This window comes from Lacinutrix himadriensis, assembly GCF_001418105.1.
GTDB classification, from domain to species: domain Bacteria; phylum Bacteroidota; class Bacteroidia; order Flavobacteriales; family Flavobacteriaceae; genus Oceanihabitans; species Oceanihabitans himadriense.
In genome coordinates this window covers 155,403-175,127 of the sequence record NZ_LIQI01000019.1, presented here as the reverse complement: position 1 = coordinate 175,127, position 19,725 = coordinate 155,403, and the positions used below count along the sequence as shown (strand labels likewise).

Annotated in this window: 15 protein-coding genes; 3 read left to right on the top strand and 12 right to left on the bottom strand. The window is 32.6% G+C overall.

The window, feature by feature from the left end; all coding sequences use genetic code 11:
• Window positions 1-2: 2 nt before the first annotated feature.
• From AMD28_RS06420 to uvrA, 4 genes are all read right to left on the bottom strand, one after another.
• A complete protein-coding gene (locus AMD28_RS06420) occupies window positions 3-2,837 on the bottom strand; it encodes a gluzincin family metallopeptidase (protein ID WP_055443331.1) in 2,835 nt (944 codons plus the stop codon).
• Window positions 2,834-4,132 carry a T9SS type A sorting domain-containing protein gene (locus AMD28_RS06415; protein ID WP_055443330.1) on the bottom strand — a complete coding sequence of 433 codons (1,299 nt, stop codon included), beginning with the start codon at window positions 4,130-4,132 and terminating at the stop codon, window positions 2,834-2,836. Before AMD28_RS06415 ends, AMD28_RS06420 begins: the two co-directional genes overlap by 4 nt.
• A 50-nt stretch (window positions 4,133-4,182) precedes the next feature.
• Entirely contained in the window at window positions 4,183-4,872 is a 690-nt protein-coding gene (locus tag AMD28_RS06410) for an LOG family protein (RefSeq protein WP_055443329.1), read from the bottom strand.
• Between the two features lie 250 nt (window positions 4,873-5,122).
• Window positions 5,123-7,954, bottom strand: a complete 2,832-nt coding sequence (gene uvrA / locus AMD28_RS06405; RefSeq protein ID WP_055443328.1) for an excinuclease ABC subunit UvrA — start codon at window positions 7,952-7,954, stop codon at window positions 5,123-5,125.
• A gap of 222 nt (window positions 7,955-8,176) precedes the next feature.
• Between uvrA and AMD28_RS06400 the strand changes: the two genes are divergently transcribed.
• Window positions 8,177-8,701, top strand: a complete 525-nt coding sequence (locus AMD28_RS06400; protein WP_055443327.1) for a hypothetical protein — start codon at window positions 8,177-8,179, stop codon at window positions 8,699-8,701.
• 73 nt (window positions 8,702-8,774) lie between these two features.
• On the opposite strand, the gene AMD28_RS06395 is transcribed toward AMD28_RS06400, so the two are convergent.
• From AMD28_RS06395 to AMD28_RS06370, 6 genes are all read right to left on the bottom strand, one after another.
• Window positions 8,775-10,370, bottom strand: a complete 1,596-nt coding sequence (locus AMD28_RS06395; protein WP_055443326.1) for a phytoene desaturase family protein — start codon at window positions 10,368-10,370, stop codon at window positions 8,775-8,777.
• A 40-nt stretch (window positions 10,371-10,410) separates the two neighbouring features.
• The gene (locus tag AMD28_RS06390) at window positions 10,411-11,139 is read right to left on the bottom strand and encodes a hypothetical protein (protein ID WP_055443325.1); all 729 of its coding nucleotides are present in this window, start codon (window positions 11,137-11,139) and stop codon (window positions 10,411-10,413) included.
• A gap of 48 nt (window positions 11,140-11,187) precedes the next feature.
• Window positions 11,188-12,081: an ATP-grasp domain-containing protein gene (locus AMD28_RS06385; RefSeq protein ID WP_055443324.1), complete on the bottom strand. Its 894-nt coding sequence runs from the start codon at window positions 12,079-12,081 to the stop codon at window positions 11,188-11,190.
• Window positions 12,082-12,750 (bottom strand): DNA alkylation repair protein, encoded by a 669-nt coding sequence (locus AMD28_RS06380; protein ID WP_055443323.1) that lies wholly within the window; start codon window positions 12,748-12,750, stop codon window positions 12,082-12,084.
• A gap of 159 nt (window positions 12,751-12,909) precedes the next feature.
• Complete coding sequence (gene ggt, locus AMD28_RS06375; RefSeq protein WP_055443322.1) at window positions 12,910-14,598, bottom strand: gamma-glutamyltransferase; 1,689 nt, start codon at window positions 14,596-14,598, stop codon at window positions 12,910-12,912.
• A 75-nt stretch (window positions 14,599-14,673) separates the two neighbouring features.
• The gene (locus AMD28_RS06370) at window positions 14,674-15,267 is read right to left on the bottom strand and encodes an acyl carrier protein phosphodiesterase (RefSeq protein ID WP_055443321.1); all 594 of its coding nucleotides are present in this window, start codon (window positions 15,265-15,267) and stop codon (window positions 14,674-14,676) included.
• Window positions 15,268-15,391: 124 nt separating this feature from the next.
• Here AMD28_RS06370 and glmM point away from each other — a divergent pair, with 124 nt between their 5' ends.
• A complete protein-coding gene (glmM, locus tag AMD28_RS06365; RefSeq protein WP_055443320.1) occupies window positions 15,392-16,777 on the top strand; it encodes a phosphoglucosamine mutase in 1,386 nt (461 codons plus the stop codon).
• Window positions 16,778-16,858: 81 nt separating this feature from the next.
• Here glmM and AMD28_RS06360 read toward each other — a convergent pair whose 3' ends face one another.
• On the bottom strand, window positions 16,859-17,749 hold the full coding sequence (locus AMD28_RS06360; RefSeq protein WP_055443319.1) for a lysophospholipid acyltransferase family protein: 891 nt from the start codon (window positions 17,747-17,749) through the stop codon (window positions 16,859-16,861).
• A gap of 62 nt (window positions 17,750-17,811) precedes the next feature.
• Here AMD28_RS06360 and AMD28_RS06355 point away from each other — a divergent pair, with 62 nt between their 5' ends.
• Window positions 17,812-18,462: a rhomboid family intramembrane serine protease gene (locus tag AMD28_RS06355; RefSeq protein WP_055443318.1), complete on the top strand. Its 651-nt coding sequence runs from the start codon at window positions 17,812-17,814 to the stop codon at window positions 18,460-18,462.
• A 77-nt stretch (window positions 18,463-18,539) separates the two neighbouring features.
• On the opposite strand, the gene AMD28_RS06350 is transcribed toward AMD28_RS06355, so the two are convergent.
• Entirely contained in the window at window positions 18,540-19,664 is a 1,125-nt protein-coding gene (locus AMD28_RS06350; protein WP_055443317.1) for a TlpA disulfide reductase family protein, read from the bottom strand.
• Between the last annotated feature and the right edge of the window lie 61 nt (window positions 19,665-19,725).

Here is a 19,725-nt window from a genome sequence, read left to right as displayed (position 1 = left end):
AATTAATACCAACGTCTTCTAAACAATCCTAGTAGCGATTGAATATCTGCAGTAAATTTAAAACGTATTTTCTCACTGTATTGTGGTTGTGCTATTTCCCAACCAAGATTAGAGTATACCGGAAAGTATATTTCAAAATAATCTTCCACTAGATTCACGCGTACACCAGAATCATAAACAAATTTAGCGTATTCGTGTTTGTTTTTTACAGCACCTAAATCTCCGTAAGCATGTATATATTGCCAAATAGAAGTGCTTATGTTGGTACTTGCCATCCATTGATTAGCGAAAGAAGGTTTTATTTTAGATTTAAATCCACCTTCGGCAATAATTAACTCTTGACTAAAAAGCCCTGTGCTTTCCGATCGTCCTAAATAACTATAATCAAATAAATAGTCGGTTGGTCTATCTAAAGCAAAACTAAAATAGTTGTTATTTGCTTCGTTTTTATTTTTTAAGAATGCACCTGCAAAGAAACGTACATTAAGTTGTCTATTATTTTGGTATAGTTTTCTGTATTCGTAATTAAAAGAAACTTTACTAAATGTTTGCGATGCTTGAAAATCTGCAAACCAACTAGAAAATTCTATTAATCCCGGATTTTTATGTATATATCTAACGTTTAATATATTGTAGTTAGGTTCTGCTTCGTCTAATAAAATATTATTTATATCTTCATCTCTACGTATACTTATGTATCTAAAATTTAAATACTCCCTTTTATTGGCACGTAAGTTTTCCATGTCTCTTAAATGAAGTGTTATAGATGGTTTTATGGAAGTTACAAATAGGCCAGGAGCATAACTATCATAGCTACCTGTAAGTACATATTGTATTTTAAATAAGTTACTGTGATTTGTATTGTACTGGTTATATACTAGATTTCCAGATCCAGTTATAGACTTCGATTTTAAACCGTATTGTGGTGCGATTTTATATGTTAAGTCTTTTTTAAGCATGGTTTTGTTATATGCTTTTGTACCTACAACAATACCATCATAGATGTTATTAAACTCCAAAATAGGCATAATTAACACTTGGTTATATCTCGTGTCTTCTACATCTTTTAAAAGCCTTATCTGTAAAGGTTTATTTAATAAAGAAGCCGTTAGCGATTTTGTGTTGTTTCTATTATTTATTTCAGGGGTTATTTTATCTTGATTAATTACAAGTTTTGTCGCCTTGTTTTTTGCTAGTGTTATGGTGTCGAAATGCTTTTTGTTTTCTATCCATGTTTTAGATACAATACTATCTTTTTGTAAAGCAAATAAAGAGGAAGGCATACTTGACTTGCTTATGTTTTTTACGATTACTTTGATAGAATCTTTACCTTTTTTTACGGTTTTAATTTTGTAATCTATCTTTTTGGAAGTTTTTAAATATTCATCAAAAAACCAATTAATGTCTTTTGAAGCTTTTGGTTTTATAAAGTTTTCAAAATCTTTCGTAGAAGTAGCTTTTAGTTTTTGATTGGTTAAAAAATCAAGAATAGAGGTATCCATATCTATACTGTCATCATAACTATCTAAATACTCTAAACCAATGGCTGCTTTGTTAGGATTTGCTATGTTTTTATTAAACTTTAATAAAGAATCTTTTTGCATGGTTAGCGGTTGATCCTGGTAACCTTTAGCCATATTCATATACAAAAGGTTGTACTGATCATTAAAATTTAATTGTGCGGCATAAAAGGATTTTATTCCCCAAATATTAGAAAGACTTCCAAAGAATTTCATTTCAGGGTAATAGGTTTCTACGTATTTTTTTAAATAATATATTTGAATACCGTCTATTAACCATTGGTCTTTTCTTGGGTTTATAAGAAGGGTGTTTTCTAAATAATTATATAATACCGTTTTTAATAACTTTAATTCGTATTGAAAACTATCTGGAAAGGGGCGAAAGAAATCTGGTAGTAAATTAAGTCCGTAAATAGGTTTTTGTTTATAGTCCGTTTTTGAAACTAATAAGCGTTCATGCGGATAATCGCCTAGATTCTGAGTAATAAAACCAGCTACTTTATCGGTAATAAGAACTCTTTCTATTTGGTCTAAATTTTCATCATCAATACTAGATACGACGCTAAAGAAATCGGTTTCAACAGTATTAAATTGCGGTTCTTGTAGTAAAAATATCTTGGTGTTAACTCTATTCTTTCCTTGTAAGGTGGTTACAATAGTGTTGTTCTCTTTTGTGCTTTTTATTTCATTAAGCTCTGATGTTAAAATATAACGCTCTGGATAAGTGATTTCAAAAGTATGGTCTGCCTTAGGAATATACGCATCTTCTAAATCTTTATTACTAAAGTAATGCCATGTGCCATCATAAACAGCAGGCGTAATGTACCAATATTTTAATGTGATGTTTTGGTCTTTGTAAATACCATGACGTGTAAATTTTGCATTCGGTATTTGTACTAAATAGTTTAAATGAAGGGTATATGTTTCGTTTGGAGCTAATGCTTTATTCAGTTTAACTTTAATAATATCTAGTTGGCCTTTTAATCTTTCGTGAGTAACCTCTTGGTTGTCCTGTAGCAAAGAAGTAATTACGGTATAACCTCTATCTTCATTTTTGGCAAAGTGAAAATCGTTTTTATATTCTTCCGCAAAGCGTTGTGCTAAAGGAGTTGTTTTAGTGGAATAACTATTGCTCCAATCGTTTAGATAAATATATTCTAGAGTGTTGTTTGTTGTGTTTTGATATTGAATAGTTTGTGCTATTTGTATCTTTTTATTTTCCACATCAAAAGTAGCTTTAAGGTCAATGGTATTCTGACTAAAACTATAAAAATTCACTAGGGTGAATAGGGCTATAAGTAGGTAACGATTTCTCAATGTACTTTCACAAACTTTAAAGGTTTTACATTAAAATTAGGTGTTGTAATGTAATATAAACCATTAGATAAATAGGAAACGTCTATATGATGTGTTTCTGTATTATTTAAAGGAATACTTTTTACTAATTGACCTAAAGTGTTAAAAATGTTTAGTTTTTTGTTGGTGAATAATTGGTTGTTGGTTTGTAAATCTAACGTATTAGAAATAATATTAGTGCCAATTATTTCATAATAATTAAAAGTAGTGTATTCTGGAACACTTAAAAATTGCTGATTAGCTTGTATTTGTAAGGTAACCGGAAGATGATCGCTAAAATTATATAGCGCTTCTCTAATGGCAAAAGAAAAATCTGCAGTATTTGGGTCATTATCTGCTGCACAATTATTAGATGTAATGTCTTGATTATAGCAATTAACGTTGGCGTTATTACCAATAACTTGATAGGAGTCTTCTACAAAAAACAGATCTTCATTTGTGCCAGAAGCGTTATCCATACTTTCTGAGGTTAATATAAAATCAAACCTATCATCAAATCCGCCAGTTGCTCCTCCCATTCCTGTAGTCGTTCTGGTAGACTGAGTAAAAACATCTATGTAATCTGTATTGTTATGCCAAGCACCAATTTTATTAGCAGGATCTATAAAAGTGATGTGGTTTTCTGGTGTAATTAATTTTTGAAAAGCAGGTTCTGCGCTTGTGTATAAATTGAAATCTCCTGCAAGCAGTAAGTGTGTGTTTATAGGTAACGTATTTAAATAGAGGTCTAAATCGTTCACCATTTGTAAACGTAATTCTCGATTGTCAACACCATTTGAAGCTTTTAAATGTCCTACAATTACATCTAAATATAAAGGAGTGGTTTCTTGGTTTGTTGTGTTTAATTTTAATTTATAGTGATTGAAATCTCTATAAAGTGTAGGGATAATTATTTGACTTTCTAAGCTGAATTTCTCGCTATTAAAGAAGATAAGATTTTGTAAATCGTTTTGATTTCCAATAGCATCATCTGAAGTGTTTAACTTAAAACTTGCCATGGCATAGTTTGGGTTAATATCATCTTGCATCATATTAATAATGCTGTTTGCGCCAGCTTCATTATTTAACTCACAAACCATAAAAATATCTGGTTGGTAATCGGTTAAAATAATGCTTAAATGATCTATTCTATTTGCAGGAACTGTTTGCGAAGGAAAATTCAATAAATTATAAAACATAGTATTAAAAGTGTCTTGTGCTAAAACACTTTTAATACTAATTAAACTTATAAAAAGGAATAATACTTTTTTGTTCATGCTTCTTTTCCACGAAAGTGGAAATCATTTATTATTTAAGAGATGTTCTCTTAGAAGTTAGGACTAAAGCCATATTCTTTATAGAAAGCATCTAAAATATCTATTACTTCATCTTCTGTATCTACAAGGTGAATTAAATCTAAATCTTTTTCACTTATATTATTAAACTGATCTAATAAGGTCGTTTTTACCCATTCAAATAAACCTTCCCAGAACTCCGTTCCAACAAGAATTATAGGGAATTTTTCAATTTTATGCGTTTGAATTAAAGTAATCGCTTCAAATAATTCGTCTAAAGTTCCAAAACCTCCAGGCATTACAACAAAACCTTGTGAGTATTTTACAAACATTACTTTACGAACAAAGAAATAATCGAAATCTAAACTTTTATCGTGGTCGATATATGGATTGTCATGTTGTTCGAAAGGTAATTCAATATTTAAACCAACAGAGGTACCACCACCAAGATGTGCACCTTTGTTACCAGCTTCCATAATACCTGGTCCACCACCAGTAATTACACCATAACCATGATTTACAATTTTATGCGCAACTTTTTCTGTTAACTTGTAATATTTATCTTCTGGTTTTGTTCTTGCAGATCCAAAAATAGAAACGCAAGGTCCAATTTTACTTAATTTTTCATAACCATTAACAAACTCTCCCATTATTTTAAAAATGGCCCAAGAATCGTTTGTCTTTTTTTCATTCCAACCTTTTGGATGTTGTTCTTCTCTCATATTTTTTATTCCATTTGCGACGAATACACGAATGTTTATTTAAGAATGTCATTTCATAGCGCTTTGCGCTGTAGCTTCCAATAAAAATGTTTTATTTTGGCTAATATTTTGAAATGACAATTTTATTCTAGTGTAATCGTATTATTAATATTTTTATTTTTTTCTTCAGTCTTCAGTCTTCAGTCATTTTTTTGCAACTTGCTAATTTACTTCTTTTTTTAGCACATCTACAAAAGTAGGTACTGTTATTTTAATTCAATTCTTTCTTTAAAAACTTAGCTGTATAACTCGTTTTATGTTTTGCTACTTTTTCTGGCGTGCCTTCAACAATTATTTCACCACCATTTTTTCCGCCTTCATAACCAATATCTATGACGTGGTCTACGGTTTTAATAACATCTAAATTGTGCTCAATAATTAAAACGGTGTTTCCTTTGTCTGCCAATTTATTTAGTACAATCATTAATACTCTAATGTCTTCAAAATGTAACCCTGTTGTTGGTTCATCCAGAATATAAAAAGTATTTCCGGTATCGCGTTTGCTAAGTTCTGTAGCTAATTTAATACGTTGTGCTTCTCCTCCAGAAAGCGTCGTGCTTTGTTGTCCTAAAGTAATATAACCCAAACCAACATCTTTAATGGTTTTTAGTTTTCTATTAATTTTCGGAATATGCTCAAAGAAATCAACAGCTTCGTTAATGGTCATGTTTAAAACATCACTAATGCTTTTTCCTTTGTAACGAATCTCTAATGTTTCGCGATTGAATCGTTTACCTTGACAAGTCTCACATTCGACATAAACATCTGGAAGGAAATTCATTTCAATAACACGTAAACCTCCACCTTGACAGGTTTCACAACGTCCGCCTTTTACATTAAAACTAAATCTTCCCGGTTTATAACCACGAATCATAGCCTCTGGTATTTTGGCGAATAAACTACGCACTTCGCTAAAAGTACCGGTGTATGTTGCAGGATTACTTCTTGGCGTTCTACCAATTGGCGATTGGTTAATATCGATCACTTTATCAATATGTTCTAAACCTTTTATGCTTTTGTATGGCATTGGTTTTTTAACGCCATTAAAGTAGTATGCATTTAGAATAGGATAGAGGGTTTCGTTTATTAAAGTCGATTTCCCACTACCAGAAACTCCGGTGACACCAATCATTTTTCCTAAAGGGAATTTTACCGAAACATTTTTCAAGTTATTTCCTGTACAGCCTTTAAGCTCTAAAAATTTCCCGTTACCTTCTCTTCGCGTTTTTGGGACTTCAATTTGCTTGGTTCCATTAAGGTAATCTGCAGTAAGTGTGTGGTGTTTTAAAACTTCTTCAGGTGTACCTTGGCTAATAATTTCGCCTCCGTGTTTTCCTGCATGCGGACCAATATCAATCACGTGATCTGCACGTAAAATCATGTCTTTATCGTGTTCTACAACAATTACAGAATTACCAACATCTCTTAAAGAAACTAAGGAATTGATTAGTTTTTCATTATCGCGTTGGTGTAAACCAATACTAGGTTCATCTAAAATATATAATACACCAACCAGTTGCGATCCAATTTGTGTCGCCAATCGAATACGTTGTGCTTCACCACCAGAAAGCGTTTTAGAACTACGGTTTACAGAAAGGTAATCTAAACCAACATCTAACAAAAATTGTAGTCTGTTTGTTATCTCTTTAATAATTTCTTCTGCAATTTTAAATTGCTTTTTAGAAAGGCTTTTTGGTAATTCTTTAAACCATTCCGCTAAATCGACAATATCTTTGTTTGCTAATTCTGCTATATTTTGATCGTTAATTTTAAAGTAAAGGGATTCTTGACGCAGTCGTGCTCCATGGCAATCGCTACAATCTACTTTATCCATGTATTCTTTTGCCCAACGTTTTAACGAAGTCGAATCTGCATTTACATACTGACTTTCAATAAAATTGGCAACACCTTCAAAATCTATTTTATAATCTCTTTTTATGCCAAGCGTTTTACTATCTACCGTGAATTTTTCGTTTCCACCATATAAAATCATTTGTTTTGCTTCTTCAGGAATACTTTTAAATGCATCGCTAATTTTAAAATTATAACGCTGTGCAATAAGTTCTAACTGCTTAAAAATCCAAGAATTCTTTTCTGGTCCGTGCGGCGCAAGAGCACCATTTTTTATAGAAATAGCATCGTCTGGAACGATCTTACTTTCGTTTACTTGATATAAAGTTCCGATACCATTGCATTTCGGACAAGCACCTTTTGGGGAATTGAATGAAAAGTTATTAGGCTCCGGGTTTGGGTAAGAAATCCCAGAACTAGGACACATTAAACTTCTACTAAAGAAACGTGTTTCATTCGTATCTTGATCTAAAACCATTAATACATCGTTACCATGATACATGGCAGTGTTTATGGTTTCGGTTAAGCGTTTGTCATTATCTACAGAAGCATCAATCTTCAATCTATCGATTACAATTTCAATATCATGATTCTTGTACCTGTCCAATTTCATTCCTTTTACAAGGTCTTTGATTTCGCCATCGGCTCTAACTTTTACAAAACCTTGCTTTGCAATTTGCTCAAACAATTCTCTGTAATGTCCTTTACGCGAACGCACCACAGGAGCAAGAATATTAATCCGCTTACCAGAAAAACTCTCTATAATTAAAGCTTTAATTTGGTCATCGTTATAGCTCACCATTTTTTCGCCAGTATTATAACTGTACGCATCACTAGCTCTTGCAAAAAGCAAACGCATGAAATCGTAAATTTCGGTAATGGTACCAACGGTAGAACGTGGCGATTTACTTGTAGTTTTTTGTTCGATAGCAATTACAGGGGAAAGTCCGTCGATCTTATCCACATCCGGACGCTCTAAACCGCCAAGAAATTGTCTTGCGTAGGCAGAGAACGTTTCAATATATCTTCGTTGTCCTTCGGCATAAATAGTGTCGAAAGCCAATGAGGATTTTCCACTACCAGACAAACCGGTAATAACTACTAGTTTTTCTCTGGGAATGGTAACGTCAATGTTCTTTAAATTGTGAACACGAGCACCTTGAACTTCTATATTTTCTTCGAATTTAGACATAAATTAAGCGACCTGACTGTTTGGTAAACAAAGTGGCAAAGATACAGTTTTTAGTTGTCTTTTTAGAAGGTATTTCGTTAGGATTTTATTAATTGTTTAGCAACCAACAATCTATAAAAAGGGGTTGTTGTTTTGTGTTTTTTAGAATATATTTGAAATAAGAATGAAGTATCACTTTAATACGATTTTCGCTTTCGCGGAATCATAAATCAAGTTTTTTATATGCAATTATTAGGAATAGGATCCAGAATAAACCACAGTGAATTTGGAAAAGGAGTAGTAACCAATATAACCTCTAAACAGTATTGGGTTACTTTTATGGAAAACGGATTGGAAACCATAGATTTAGATGCTGCTTTTGAAGTTATTGAAGCGGCAGAAAATGAAGTGGATACCATCAGTTTATTTGATGTGGAAAGTAGTTTGGTTCAGATTTTAAAAAAGTGGAGCGATGTATCGGAAATTGTACCCATTGGCGATAAGTGGAAAGGTGGAAAACTTATTCTGCAACCAGAAGACACTAATCTTAAACCGAAAGAAATTAAAGTGGAAGACTTTTTTCATAAAATAACGATGGTTAGAGACCGACTTCGTGTTATGGAACAAAAGGTAAATTCTAGTAATCTAGAAGCGCAAGAAAAAACAGACTTACAACAATATATTACACGTATCTACGGAAGCTTAACCACTTTTAATGTGCTTTTTAAATCTAAAGAGCAACAGTTTGTTGGACAGAAGAGTAAGTAGTCGCAGCCGCAGTTGAAGTTGCAGTTTGCAGTTGGGATTGGTGTTATTTAAATAACATAGATTACTTTAGAAATCAGCTTTTATAAGCCTGTACTTTTTTTAAGATATTTTTTTTGGTTAAAGCTGTGGCTGTTAAAACACCAGAAAATAATGCCGATCCTATTCCTGCAGTCATAATATCTTGACCGGTTAGATAGAAGTTTTTAATTGGTGTTCTAGGTTTCAGAAATTTTTGTCTAAAGCGTTTCGGACTATGATCCAATCCGTAAATTTCCCCTTCTTCATAATTCACAAAATGTTGCGTTGTTAAAGGTGTAGATAATTCATAACAATCTACTTTTTCTCTAAGATGTGGTAGTTTTTTAAATAGTGCTTCTAGTAATCGTTGGGCTATTTTTTCTTTTAACTGTTCGTAATCTTCGCCTCTTTTTTTCCAATTGGTACCTTTCCATTCGTTAAAAGTATCACTAGGCATAAGTGTTATAATATCGATGGCACTTTTTCCTGGATATCTATTTGGCCAATCTGGATCTTTAGCAGAAGGAAATGAAATATAAACCACAGGAAAAGGTTGGTCTGGGTCTTCTAAATAACGGGCAATACTTGCGTCATGATCTAAGTCTTCTGGATAGATCCAATAATTTGTTTTTGGTAATTTAAGTTCCTCGGGAGATCCTTCTAAACCAATATATAAACACGTAGAAGCAACCGATCGCTTCACTTTTTGTAATTGTTCTTTTAAATGGTGTTTAGCAACGGTGTCTTCCGGAAGTAATTTGTTATACGTGGTCATAATACCAGCACCACTGATAATGTTTTTAGCATAAAAAGATTTTCCATCTTTCATTTTTACGCCTTTGGCAGTATTATTTTCAATAATAACTTCGTCTACTTCTGCACTTATTAAAAGTGTTCCTCCAGCTTTGGCTATTACAGGAACTATCGTTTTTACAATCTGAGAAGATCCTCCAACAGGAAAGCTACCACCAGCAAAATAATGTTTTGCAACTGCAGTATGCATGACAAAACTACTTTCTTTTGGTGCTAAACCATAATCGCCATATTGTCCGGTTAAAACTTTAATTAGTTCTTCGTTATCGGTAAGATTTCTTAAAACGTCATAAGTAGTTTGATCGGAATATTTATTGTAAGGTTTTCGCATAAATCCGCCAATTAACTTACTTAATAATGGCGGAAGGGATTTGTCTAAATAGAATTTCTTACTGGTTTTACTCGCTTTAAAAATAGTATTGATGTATTCGGTGATTGCTTTTTCTTCTTCCGGAAAATAAGAAATCATTTTATTTTTGAAGTTAGTAACTCCTTTTACAAAATCATATTCTTTATCGCCAATGATGATTTTATCATACACATCTCCCATATCTGCCCATTGCAAATTATCATCAGAAATATAACTAAATAGTTTTCTTAAAATGCTTTTTGGGTGTTGCATATCACCTATATAATGAATACCAACGTCCCATTCATAACCTCTACGTTTAAAAGTATGTGTAAATCCGCCAGGTTCATAATGACGTTCAAGAAGTAATACTTTTTGTCCTTGTTTCGCTAATAAAGCACCCGTTGCAAGACTACCAATTCCAGAGCCAATAATAATAGCATCATAGTTTTCTTGAAGTTCTGGTTTCTTTTTATAGGATTGAATCATAGTACTTTTATTAGTAAAGTGTGATTTTAAATATACGTTTTTATTTAGTTTTTATACCTTCCATCTCCAATCCTAAAACTAGCAATTTATGAAAGGTTGGAAGCATTGCTCCAGTTTCGGTAGTTGTCCAATCGCTCCAAGAAGCTTCTAGTCCGTCAATGGGCAGAATGGAAGTCCACATTTTAAAACTTTTAGGTTTCCCAGAATCGTCTAATAACCATAAATACGAATCTCCAGGAGTGGAACCACCAGAAGTATAGGTAATTAAAAGTGCATGTTGACCATTATCTAGAGTCACTAAACTTCGTGTGGTTCCAGCATCAAAAACTTTGTAAGGAGCTACGAGCCAAAAGGTGTCATTGTTAAAATAGTCGGTTGCTTTTTGTATTAATTCTTCCGCTAGAATAGCTTCAGTTTTTAAATCTCCTTGATACGCCTCGTTCTTAGAATTATCTTTAAAATCTAAATAGACTTTGTAGTTTTTCCAATAGACTTCACAGGTGTTTTCTGTTTTATTCCACTTAAAATGATGGCGTTTTTTAAAAGTAAACTCTATATAATCTGTAGCTTCATATTTTTTATAATCTAGTGCATCTAACATTTTATATGCGAATGCATCTGCTTGTTTTCCGGTAATCCCTAATGGTAATTCTTCATTATATTTAAAATATAAAAAACCAAAAAGGAGGAAGGTTGGTAAGGTTAGGAATATGATGGCTCCTGAAATTATTTTTAATACTTTTTTTACGCTTGTTTTTTTCTTTCTCATGAAAGTGTGTTTAATTTTTATAAGATTGCTTTATGTTTCACAATGCCTTTACATTATGTTTTTTATCGCTTTTGCCAAAACTTTTGCAGCTTCTGGATATTCTCTAAACCAAAGTTCAGGTTCTATAAGTTCTAATTCTGAAAGTGCAATGTTACCATTATTATCTTCAAAAATATCGACTCTAGCATACATTGGAATTTCTGCACATGCTTTGGTGCAATTTTCAGCAAATGCTATTTCTGCCTTAGTAGGTTCGTGGATTTGAATGGTTCCGCCAAAATCATCTTGCACTCTAAATTCTCCTGGTTTGGCTGTTTTTAAAATAGCGTGTGTAAATTTTCCGTTAAAAACCATCATCGATATTTCCCCTTTTTTAACAATGTTATATTGAAAGGGTTGTAGCATCATGGCTTCGGTTTTAATTAGTTCAGCAAAGATGCTTTCATGTGCAGCAAGATTGCTTTTATTTAATTTATAGGTATGTCTTGCAGCTCCTGAAATACAAGGTTTTAAAACGGTTTCTTGTAAATTGAATTTGCTATGTAATTCTTGTAAAGTTTCGGTAGCACCTTGTTCAATAAAATGCGTTTCTGCGATGTGGACGCCATTTTTCTGTAAATCTAAAAGATAATGCTTGTCAATATTCCAACGGATAATGGCTTCCGAATTTAATAAAGTAGTCTGTTTGGATACTTTTTCTAACCAAATAGAAAAGGCTTCAAAACGATGAAAATAATCCCAAGTTGCTCTAAAAACGGCATATTTTGTAGTGGTCCAATCAAAAGTAGGATCATCCCAAGAAACACGTTTCACCTTTAAACCTTGCACTTCTAATGCCTTTTGAACGATTACATCTTCGTTTAAAACATTTTGAACATAGGCATCCAATTTCTCGGGGTTTATATATTCTTTTTGGGTTAGTATTACGATATCTATATGCATCTAAATAATATTTCTAATCGCTTCTCTATGACTTAAAGGAGCTAATGTATGTTTTTTTACAAATTTTAAAACGGCTTCGGGATTGCTTTTTCCATATTCACGTAAAGTCCAACCAATGGCTTTTTGAATAAAAAACTCCTTAGATTCTTTATGTTCTAAGCATAATTGAAACAGTAATGCTTCATCTGTTTTTTCTTTATATCCCAGTTGAAATAATAATGCGCTTCTATTTAACCACATATTTTCATGTTTTGAAAAGGAATATATTACTTCTGGTATTTGCTCTGGAAATTGTTTTAAATAATTACCTAAAATCCATTTTGAAATATAGTCTACCGTGTCCCACCAACTATTGGTTATTATTAGTTTTTCTATGTAATTAATATCTTCTTTTTGGTAGTTGTTTTTAAAATGTTTTTCAAAAAGTTCCATGCCGCAATGGTGTAGTTCTCGTTGTGATTCTGCATACAATTCGAAGGTAATAGAAATAATATTTGCTTTTACTTCCGGACTATGTTCTTTCACCGAAGCTTTTAAAATCTCACGACGCGGTTTCGATTTAACACCATAAAACTCGAATTTATTTTTTAAATACGCTTTCATTTGCAGTGCGTATTCTGCATTGGAATTCGTTTGGAAACCTTCGTTTAAATGTGTAATAAAATCCATGATTATTTATTAAAAATAATAATAAATATAAGAGTATAGGCAGAAATAAAAAGGAATTCTGTTATTTTGAGTTTGGCGGAAGGTCTTGTTATTTAATAATATAGATTTCTCCACTTTGGTCGAAATGACAATAGTTTTACTTTTCAGACAGCCTTATTATTAAAACCCTACTGCTGTATCATCGCCACGCGGGTCTGCACCACCTTCTAATTTTCCGTTATCTAAAACCAAAATAGCATCTACTTTTCCAATAACAGGAGCGTCTTCTTCATTGATATGATATCCTTTTTGTTTTAAATTGTTTATTGTTTCTGAAGGAAAAGAATTGGGTTCCATCATAATTTTATCTGGTAACCATTGGTGATGAAAACGAGGCACATTTACTGCTTCTTGCATATTCATTTTATATTCATGCACATTTAAAATGGTTTGCATTACCGAAGTAATAATGGTAGAACCGCCAGGAGTTCCAACCACCATATGAAGTTTTCCATTTTTCTCTACTATGGTTGGTGTCATAGAACTTAGCATGCGTTTTTCTGGCAGAATACTATTTGCTTCAGCGCCAACTAAATCGTACACATTTGGTACTCCTGGTTTGCTAGAGAAATCGTCCATTTCATTATTTAAAAAGAAACCCAATTCGCTACAAAATAGTTTAGAACCAAAACCACTATTTAGGGTTGTTGTTACAGAAATCGCATTCCCAAATGGATCAACAATAGAGTAGTGGGTGGTTTCATCGCTTTCTATAATTTGTACTTTTCCGTGGGATACATCTTCGGATTTCGTTGCTTTTTCAAAAGAGAAATCTTGCATTCTGTTTTCTAAATACGTTTTACTTATTAATTGTTCTTGCGGTACATTAACAAAATCTGGATCGCCTAGATAAAAACTTCTATCTGCGTAGGCACGACGTTCTGCTTCTGTGATTACCTGAATGGCTTTTTCTGAGTTGTGCCCCAATTTTTCTAGTTCATATGGTTCTATCATTTTCATGATTTGCGCTAAACAAATTCCGCCACTAGAAGGAGGCGACATGGAAATAATATTTAAATCATCATACGAAAACGTAACTGGTTTACGCCATTTTGGTTCGTAGTTTGCTAGGTCTTCTTCGGTTACAATTCCGCCATTATTTTGAATGTGTTTTGCTAGTATTTTTGCGGTTTCCCCTTTGTAAAATTCATCCGGACCATTGTGCATGATTCTGGTAAGTGTTTCGGCAAGGTTATTATATTTAATAGTGTCGTTTTCTTTCCAAGCTTTCGTAAATAGAAAATCTTCGGTATTGGTTGTTTTAAAATCTTCTTGTTTTTCAGCAATTCGTAATTCTTGATTTTTGGTAACAATTACTCCTCTTTTAGCAAGTGCAATTACAGGTTTTAAAATGGTCTCAATAGGTAGTTTTCCAAAGCGTTTATGTGCAGCAAACGTTCCAGCAACGGTTCCAGGAATACCAACAGCAAGTGCGCCACGAGTACTTAAATTAGGAATGACATTACCAAGCGAATCTAAATACATGTTTTTTGTCGCTGCAGCAGGTGCTTTTTCTCTGTAGTCTAAGGCGCCAATTTCACCATTCTCTAAACGATACACCATAAAACCACCACCACCAAGATTTCCGGCGTATGGATATGCAACGGCTAAAGCTAAGTCTGTAGCAAGCATGGCGTCAAAAGCATTTCCGCCTTGTTGCATGATTTTGCTTCCTATTTTAGAAGCTTCTTCACGAGCAGAAACCACCATTGCTTTTTCGGTGATTAATCCGGTAGCTTGTTTTTTAGTTTCCGTTTTACAGGAGAATAAAACAATACTAATCAGTAAGATTAAAACGTAGTTTTTCATAATTGTTATATTTGGTCTTCGACTGCGCTCAGACTGACATTTTTATTCGATTGTCACACGGAGGCAGTCGAAGTGCTATTTATTTTGAATTTCTATTAATTTCTCCTTAGAAAACTGAATTAATTCTTCAAAAAAGCGTGTAAATTCATCTTCAAATTCATCATAAAATTCTTGTAGTTCGTTTACTGCTAAATTCATTTTAGAACGGTTTTCTGTTCGTTTATTCATTCCGACTAAAACTTTAGAAATCCCTTCAATGGTTGCATAGCTTAGCAACCAATTATCTGCAATCATATACGGCATCATTTTTTGAATACGACTAGGAAGCATTTCAAAATTATCTTGTAAAGAATCGTAAAAAGTATCTACATATGTATCTAGTGGAATATCGGAATAGTTGCTCCAGTTTTTGGCAAGAAAATGATCGTACAAAATATCTACAATAACACCAGAATAATGTCCGTAATTTTTATGCAATCGTTTGGTGCTTTCTCTTACTGTTTTATGCGCATCCGTGAATGTATCTATTTGTCGGTGTAATAATATTCCGGTTTGTATTTCTTTTGGAAACTTCTGATATTTCTTACCACGAATACCATCCGCAATAAAATTACCAATCGTTACCGCTTCGTTATTTCCAGAAAGATAAATGTGTGCTAGAAAATTCATAGTATTTCCCACGAAAACGGGAATCTTTTAGTTAGACTTTGTTCTGACAGTGAATTTACAAATTCATACTATATAAATACAACTTTGAAATACTATATTTGTATTTAAATATAAAATATAATTTATGACCTTAATAAAATCAATTTCCGGAATTAGAGGAACTATTGGCGGGCAAGTAGGAGAAAATCTTACACCTATTGATGCTGTAAAGTTTGCAGCAGCGTATGGTACTTGGCTAAAACAACAACGCGATAAAGAAAATTATAAAGTGGTGGTTGGTAGAGATGCTAGAATTTCAGGAGAGATGATTCAGAATTTGGTTATGAATACCTTAGTAGGTCTTGGAATTCACGTGGTGGATGTAGGTTTATCTACAACGCCAACGGTGGAAATTGCTGTACCAATGGAACATGCAGATGGTGGAATTATTTTAACAGCAAGTCATAACCCGAAGCAATGGAATGCATTAAAGCTTTTAAATGCGAAAGGGGAATTTTTAAATGGAGAAGAAGGCGAGAAAATTTTAAAAATTGCGGAAGCAGATACCATGCAATTTGCAGAAGTAGATCATTTAGGGAAAATTACAAAGAACCAAGCATATATCGATTTGCATATTGATGCTGTTTTAGCTTTAGACTTGGTGAATGTAAAAGCGATAAAAGATGCTAAATTAAAAGTAGTTGTAGATGGTGTGAATTCTACAGGAGGAATTGCAATTCCGGAGTTATTAGAACGCTTAGGAGTACATCCTGTAAAGTTATACTGTGAGCCAAACGGACATTTTCCGCACAATCCAGAACCGCTTAAAGAGCATTTAACAGACCTATCGGAAATGGTAGTTAAAGAACGTGCAGATTTTGGACTTGTAGTAGATCCAGATGTGGATAGATTAGCATTTATGGATGAAAATGGAGAAATGTTTGGCGAAGAATATACGCTAGTTGCTTGTGCAGATTATGTGCTAAGTAAAACACCCGGAAATACCGTAAGTAATATGAGTTCTTCTAGAGCGCTACGTGATGTTACCGAAAAACATGGCGGAACTTATGAAGCAAGTGCAGTAGGAGAAGTGAATGTTGTAGCATTGATGAAGAAAAATAACGCTGTAATTGGCGGTGAAGGTAATGGAGGGATTATTTATCCTGCAAGCCATTATGGTAGAGATTCTCTAGTTGGTGTTGCTTTGTTTTTAAGTCTTGTAGCGGAAAAGGATATGCAAGTAAGTGCATTACGTAAAACGTATACTAGCTATTTTATGAGTAAAAAGAAAATACAACTGACACCTCAAATTGATGTCGATGCTATTTTAAATACGATGGAAGCTCGTTATGCAAACGAAAACATCACTACTGTAGATGGTGTAAAAATTGACTTTGCTGAAAACTGGGTGCACTTACGAAAAAGTAATACCGAACCAATTATTAGAATTTATACCGAAGCAAAATCGCAAGAAATAGCAGATGCTTTAGCAGATCGGTTTATTGGTGAAATTGAAGCGGTTTCTAAATAACCAGATTTTACATTATAAAATAAAACAGCGTACAAATCTTAGATTTGTACGCTGTTTTATTTTAGGAGTTACACGAAAAAATTACTGAAATTTAGCAGGAACTTTATCTTTATGTTTCCAGCGTTTGTGTGTCCATAAATAATATTCTGGAGCACTGTAAATTTGTTCTTCTACCAATTTTAAAAACATATCTGTAATTTGATAGTTTTCAAAATCATTGGCATTAACAGCTAAAGTTTTAAATGTAGTTTCATAGTAGCCTCGTTTTATTTTCTTTACACCAAAGAAAACTACAGAAGAGTCTAAGCGTTTTGCAAGCATTTCTGCTCCTGTGTGGACAGGAACTTTAATTCCCATAAAATCATTCCAATGGTAGGCTTTATTTACTTTTGGGGATTGGTCAGATACAAAACCACTAATAGATAATTCTCCTTTTTTTATTGACTCCATTAAAACGGGAATGGTTTCTTTTGTAGTGATAAGTTGCGTATTGTATTTGGCTCTTTTTCGTTTAATTAAACGATCAAAATATTTATTAGCCAAACGTTTGTATACGCCATATCCTTTATGTTTCACAAATTTCTGAGTAATAAAAATCCACTCAAAATTGGCGTAATGTGCACACATTAATACAATGTTTCTATTTTCTTTTTCTAGTTTATGTATTTCTTCAATGTTTGTAAGCTTAAAACGTTTAATCATTTCTGCTTCAGAAACAGTTAAAGATTTTACAGATTCTAAGATCATATCACATAAATGATGATAGAATTTTTTAGTCAGTGTAGTGATTTCTTTTTCCGATTTATCAGGAAATACAAGGGTTAAGTTATACTTCACTGTTTTCTTTCGGTACCCAATGATGTAGTATACTAAAACAAATAAAATATCGGAAACAACGTATAGAATTCTAAACGGAAGAATAGAAATAATCCACAAAAGTGGATAAATTAAAATGTAAGCAAGGAATTGCATGAAATAATTTTAGATTTGCAAGAACAAATATATGTTATATTTGATTTAAACGTTTCAAATTTATGGGCAATTTAAGTATTGTAACAATAGTAATTATAGTGGCAAATGTATTAATATCTTACAAAGGGTTTAGTGATTTTAGCTTTTTTGAAAAATATAAGTTTCAAGTTGGTGGTATAAAACGCGGTGAAAAATTTAGAATGTTTAGCTCCGGATTTTTACATGTAGACACCCAACATTTATTGTTTAATATGCTTACGTTATACTTTTTTGCAGATATTGTTGTGCAAGATTTAGGGACCTTAAGTTTTGTACTTGTGTATATTGGTAGCTTGATGCTTGGTAGTTTATTGTCTTTGTATTTTCATAAAGACGAATACCACTACAGTGCTGTTGGTGCAAGTGGAGCAGTAACAGGTATATTGTATTCGGCAATTTTATTGCGTCCAGAAATGAGCTTGTATATGTTTTTTATACCAATACCAATTCCTGCGTATGTTTTTGGAATAGGGTATCTTTTGTATTCTATTTACGGAATGAAAAGTAAAACAGACAATATTGGTCATGATGCCCATTTTGGAGGAGCGATTGGAGGATATGTAATAACACTACTTTTAGCGAATTGGCTTTTTGAAACCAATTTATTAATGATAGGTTTATTAGCCATACCAATTGTATTGTTGTTTGTGCTAAAACGAATGGGTAAGATTTAAAAATAAGAATAAAAAAAATGCTGAATATAGATTCAGCATTTTTTTTATTCTTAAAATATGAGGATAATAACTATTGCTTAGTTTAGCAATTCTGCTATTTTTTCTTCTAGTGCTGGACCTCTAAGGTTTTTAGCGATAATCTTTCCATCTGCATCAATAATAAATGTAGCAGGAATAGAATTAATATTAAACTGCTTTGCAATAGGATCATTAAAATATTGCAAGTTAGAAACGTGATGCCAAGTTAGTTTATCTTTTTCAATCGCATCCTTCCAAGCTTGCTTCGCATCTTTTTGTTGTGGTGTACCATCTAAAGATACGCCAATAATTTCTAAACCTTTACTGTGGTATTTTTCATAAACGTTTACAACGTTCGGATTTTCTTTTCTACAAGGTCCGCACCAAGCAGCCCAAAAATCGATAATTGTAACTTTTCCTTTAATATCATTTAAAGCAATTGTTTCTCCTTCAGGATTTGGTCCAGAAAAGTTTGGAACAGCACTACCAATTACAGTATTTGCATTTGCTGTAATATACTCTGCAATTACTTTTCCTGCTCGCGTATTTTTTACCTCATCACTAAAATTAGTGTATATCTCTTTGATTTTTTTAAACTCTAATTTGTTAGCCGACAAAGCACGTTCTAAAATAAGACCAGATAAAACGGCGTCATTATTTTTGGTAATAAAGTTTAAATCGTTTTCATCATTTTCTTCCATCATCGTTCCGTATTCTTTACGTAAACTAGAAATTCTAGATGTATCTTGTTTTTGTTGCGCTATTTTAAATTCTTCTGTTAGCTTATTACTCTTAGTACGTATTTTTTTAATAAATTCTTGGTAGTCATTAAAATAGTTGTTTTCTTTTCCTCCTTTAATCTTTGAAGCAAAAATACTATCTGTATAGACTGTTAAATTTATGGTTTCGTTTTCAACAATAAAAGGAAGATTTCCTTTAAGACCTTCAATAGTTAAAAAGTACATATCCGGATTTTCTATTTTTCCTTTTAATGTAAATGCTTTTTCACTTATTCTGGTAGAATCTATAACAATGGTTTGTCTTCCTTCTGCTCTAAGTAATTGCACTAAACTATTATTCTTACTATTGTCTAAATTTCCATTAATTACAAATCCATCTGTTTTTTCTTTGTTACAAGAAATAAGAAAGATAGAAATACATAAAATAGATATAATACGTTGCATAAATTGTTTTTTTGTGCAAATATAACAGTTATTACTTATTTATTTTCAAAATGTAAATATG

What these genes read in the sequence shown, in the direction of transcription:
- AMD28_RS06360 (WP_055443319.1), bottom strand. Translation starts at nt 17,749, where the DNA reads ATGCAATTCCTTGCTTACATTTTAATTTATCCACTTTTGTGGATTATT.
- uvrA (WP_055443328.1), bottom strand. Translation starts at nt 7,954, where the DNA reads ATGTCTAAATTCGAAGAAAATATAGAAGTTCAAGGTGCTCGTGTTCAC.
- AMD28_RS06395 (WP_055443326.1), bottom strand. Translation starts at nt 10,370, where the DNA reads ATGATTCAATCCTATAAAAAGAAACCAGAACTTCAAGAAAACTATGAT.
- AMD28_RS06390 (WP_055443325.1), bottom strand. Translation starts at nt 11,139, where the DNA reads ATGAGAAAGAAAAAAACAAGCGTAAAAAAAGTATTAAAAATAATTTCA.
- AMD28_RS06380 (WP_055443323.1), bottom strand. Translation starts at nt 12,750, where the DNA reads ATGGATTTTATTACACATTTAAACGAAGGTTTCCAAACGAATTCCAAT.
- AMD28_RS06415 (WP_055443330.1), bottom strand. Translation starts at nt 4,132, where the DNA reads ATGAACAAAAAAGTATTATTCCTTTTTATAAGTTTAATTAGTATTAAA.
- AMD28_RS06410 (WP_055443329.1), bottom strand. Translation starts at nt 4,872, where the DNA reads ATGAGAGAAGAACAACATCCAAAAGGTTGGAATGAAAAAAAGACAAAC.
- AMD28_RS06400 (WP_055443327.1), top strand. Translation starts at nt 8,177, where the DNA reads ATGCAATTATTAGGAATAGGATCCAGAATAAACCACAGTGAATTTGGA.
- glmM (WP_055443320.1), top strand. Translation starts at nt 15,392, where the DNA reads ATGACCTTAATAAAATCAATTTCCGGAATTAGAGGAACTATTGGCGGG.
- AMD28_RS06355 (WP_055443318.1), top strand. Translation starts at nt 17,812, where the DNA reads ATGGGCAATTTAAGTATTGTAACAATAGTAATTATAGTGGCAAATGTA.
- AMD28_RS06385 (WP_055443324.1), bottom strand. Translation starts at nt 12,081, where the DNA reads ATGCATATAGATATCGTAATACTAACCCAAAAAGAATATATAAACCCC.
- AMD28_RS06350 (WP_055443317.1), bottom strand. Translation starts at nt 19,664, where the DNA reads ATGCAACGTATTATATCTATTTTATGTATTTCTATCTTTCTTATTTCT.
- ggt (WP_055443322.1), bottom strand. Translation starts at nt 14,598, where the DNA reads ATGAAAAACTACGTTTTAATCTTACTGATTAGTATTGTTTTATTCTCC.
- AMD28_RS06370 (WP_055443321.1), bottom strand. Translation starts at nt 15,267, where the DNA reads ATGAATTTTCTAGCACACATTTATCTTTCTGGAAATAACGAAGCGGTA.